Origin of the sequence: Vibrio sagamiensis NBRC 104589, assembly GCF_007990935.1 — a bacterium.
In the GTDB taxonomy this organism is placed as follows: Bacteria; Pseudomonadota; Gammaproteobacteria; order Enterobacterales; family Vibrionaceae; genus Vibrio; species Vibrio sagamiensis.
Genome location: NZ_BJXJ01000094.1, coordinates 1 through 2,693, shown reverse-complemented (window position 1 = coordinate 2,693; position 2,693 = coordinate 1). Strand labels below are relative to the sequence as shown.

General features: G+C 40.0%; 3 protein-coding genes. All 3 read right to left on the bottom strand.

Annotated elements, in window-relative coordinates:
• Nucleotides 1-347: 347 nt before the first annotated feature.
• The 3 genes from VSA01S_RS19425 to VSA01S_RS19415 all read right to left on the bottom strand — a co-directional run bounded on the left by VSA01S_RS19425 (nucleotide 348) and on the right by VSA01S_RS19415 (nucleotide 2,474).
• The gene (locus tag VSA01S_RS19425; RefSeq protein WP_039983760.1) at nucleotides 348-1,133 is read right to left on the bottom strand and encodes an adenylate/guanylate cyclase domain-containing protein; all 786 of its coding nucleotides are present in this window, start codon (nucleotides 1,131-1,133) and stop codon (nucleotides 348-350) included.
• 68 nt (nucleotides 1,134-1,201) lie between these two features.
• Nucleotides 1,202-1,759 carry a hypothetical protein gene (locus VSA01S_RS19420; protein ID WP_050567497.1) on the bottom strand — a complete coding sequence of 186 codons (558 nt, stop codon included), beginning with the start codon at nucleotides 1,757-1,759 and terminating at the stop codon, nucleotides 1,202-1,204.
• Nucleotides 1,752-2,474, bottom strand: coding sequence for an adenylate/guanylate cyclase domain-containing protein (locus VSA01S_RS19415; RefSeq protein WP_039983757.1), 723 nt, complete (start codon nucleotides 2,472-2,474; stop codon nucleotides 1,752-1,754). The genes VSA01S_RS19420 and VSA01S_RS19415 overlap by 8 nt, the downstream gene beginning before the upstream one ends.
• Nucleotides 2,475-2,693: the final 219 nt, after the last annotated feature.

The window sequence follows — 2,693 nt, the reverse complement described above, 5'->3', positions numbered from 1 at the left end:
AAGAGTTCATTGAGGTTGTAAGTATCGTTAAGAGGATGAAGGCTGAGCATGAAGGTAGTCGAGCTAACTTTGATAAATAGTTTTTGGACAAAACTTTGTTAGCGACTTTACTAATTTAGCAATACACGGATAACTTTAGATATTGGAAAATCGCTTAGTGCCCAGTTTTAGTGGTGCGGTTCACAGAGCAGAAACACTCACAACTTCTGAATGAACTTAATTGGTTCCGATATGTTGAGTCTGAAACTGTGGTGGGAACCGAGTTTCAACCGTCATATACGCGCACTCTTTGTTCTTTAAAACTGGAATTTTGGGAGTTAGCCTATCGTTAACGTGAGAATGGACGGCTATGCAGCTGCCGTCCCAATTACATAGCCATCGATTTTGTTGACGCTTTTCCTTCGGAACTTCAGTGTTCCGCCCTTTGATGACGGCCAAATTGCTTTTAGGTTTTCATCACTTATCACTTCGTTTTTCCCACCTGACAGTTTAGTCGCTCTGAACACGCACTCACCAAATGCTTTAGGTTGTTTGTCAGGAGCCAAACCTACTAGTGTTATCAGCGTCTTGCTGACAGCCAAGCCAACGCCGACATCTATCGGAGGAAGTCTATAACGCTCAAAGAGTACTTCATTTATCACATCTCTAGCATCGCCAATTGCGTTTTTCGCAGCACGATGTGAAGCATAAATTGATTGTGCTTTGTTTTCAGGATCTAACCGAAACAAAGCTAAAACACCATCACCCAAATACTCAGTAACACTTCCCTCTTCCTTGCTAACAACATAAGCTAGGGACGGTAACAATGCTGAAGTTTCGTAGTAAACTCGCTGTAGTCCTGAGACATCTGCATTCTTAGGGCTTATCGCACACATTAAATGCTTGCTGGATTCTCTCATATCAGCAACAAATGCGACAAACTCATCGATCACTGTTTCACCATCTCTGACTATGGAGTGGCCAGGAATCTTGGATGGTTCAGCAGAATCCATAACGCTTTCGTGCATGGTTTCCAAACCTAACTCTCGGTTAGCCTTTAGCAAATGTCCGCCTTCCTTCCACTGTTTTTCTGCTTTATCTAGACTAGAGTATATGATTAACCGAAGATCATCTTTTTCAGAGGATGTTAGCATTTGCATTTGACCTGTTAAGTGGTAGATAAAAGTGTTCTGTTAAAGCGAAAAGCCAATAGAATTCGCAACTATGCAATTGATTTAAAATAAATAAATGAAGAGATACCAACAACAAACCATAGAATAGATAGCTTTAAGGCAAAATCTAATCTATGCAGCTTGATTTCTCGAATGTACATCAATTTCATATGCTCAAATGACAGTTCGAGTTCAATGTCATTAATTGAGTCAGGATACGCTTGGGAAAAATTGGTGATATCCTTGTTGGCTTTAACTACCTTTCGGTTAAGAAATGAATCTAAGAAACTGAAATCATAGAGTTTGGCACCGTAAAATGCACCTTGACAAGTTCCTTCATTCACTATGTGTGCTGCTGGGTTATCAATAGCGGAAATGGTACACACTAGCGCAAAGATGGTCGAAAACCACAGTGCGAGAAAAATTACGGTAACTGACTGACTTTCTATTGCTATAGATAAATCTTCCAAGTACTTCCATATGTTGGATATCTGTGCAAAAGGCAGCAGCATTCCAGCCAATAGAGCGCCAACCTTAACGTCTGTCGCTCTAATGGTCTCCTGACAATCTTGAATAGCAGCGGCGATAAAGTGAACTTTCTTATCCATTTTTCTGAACCCATTCATCCATTAGAGTATTGATAACTACACCGTGGTAACAACCACGATCAGCATTGAACGATAACAGTGACTTGTTATGTTTATTTAAGTTGCCATAAAACACTTCAGAAACCATCATTTCGCTATCCGAATACGTTTTATTCCCGAATCCACATAATTCAGCTGCCTCACTAACAAGACTTCCAAGCCAAACCACTTCATTAATTCCGCTACCCTTATACCCAGATTTAACAAGTAGTGACCTTCCGTAAGACACCCCAATACCAACTGTTAGTTCTGAGTATCCCCGTTTTTTATATTTGATGTTCAGCACATCAATAAGTGATGAAATTTTAGCCCCTACAGAGAATACCCCATCAATGTCGGGCTTTTGAGGGGTATCAAATACTCCCCACACACAATCTCCCTCAATACAGACTTCTCGAACCTTGGGATGGCTTTTGATAATGGCGACAAGCTCAGAAATGTACGTCTTGTATATCTTGGCAAGCACTGGGTTTGTATGGTTTTTGTTCAGCTCTTTTGATTTTCTGATATCAACAAACAGAGCCGTGCACCATACATTAAATCCATTGGTGAATGTTAGTTCATCCCTTGAAGGGATAGACTTTTTCTCTGTATATGATGCATCTGCACCTTGTAGGATTTCATCAATTCGCTCCCGACTCTTCTCAAAGTCATATTGGCTATACTTTGCTTCCATTAGTTGCTAGTCCTCTTGCTCACGGGAAACTTACTGCCTCAAACTGTATATTTGCCACACCATACTGACTCACCTGTTAACGGTGTAAAAATGAGGGCGTTTTTTACAATTTCAATAGCAAAAAGCGAATTAATTCAATTAAAACAATGATTTAATTATCATTAAAGCTCTTGTATTGAGTGGGTTATTTTTCCTTAGAAAGTACTTGAGAGGGGCTTG

Excerpts from the sequence above, each read along its gene's own strand:
- VSA01S_RS19425 (WP_039983760.1), bottom strand. The coding sequence starts at position 1,133 with ATGCTAACATCCTCTGAAAAAGATGATCTTCGGTTAATCATATACTCT.
- VSA01S_RS19420 (WP_050567497.1), bottom strand. The coding sequence starts at position 1,759 with ATGGATAAGAAAGTTCACTTTATCGCCGCTGCTATTCAAGATTGTCAG.
- VSA01S_RS19415 (WP_039983757.1), bottom strand. The coding sequence starts at position 2,474 with ATGGAAGCAAAGTATAGCCAATATGACTTTGAGAAGAGTCGGGAGCGA.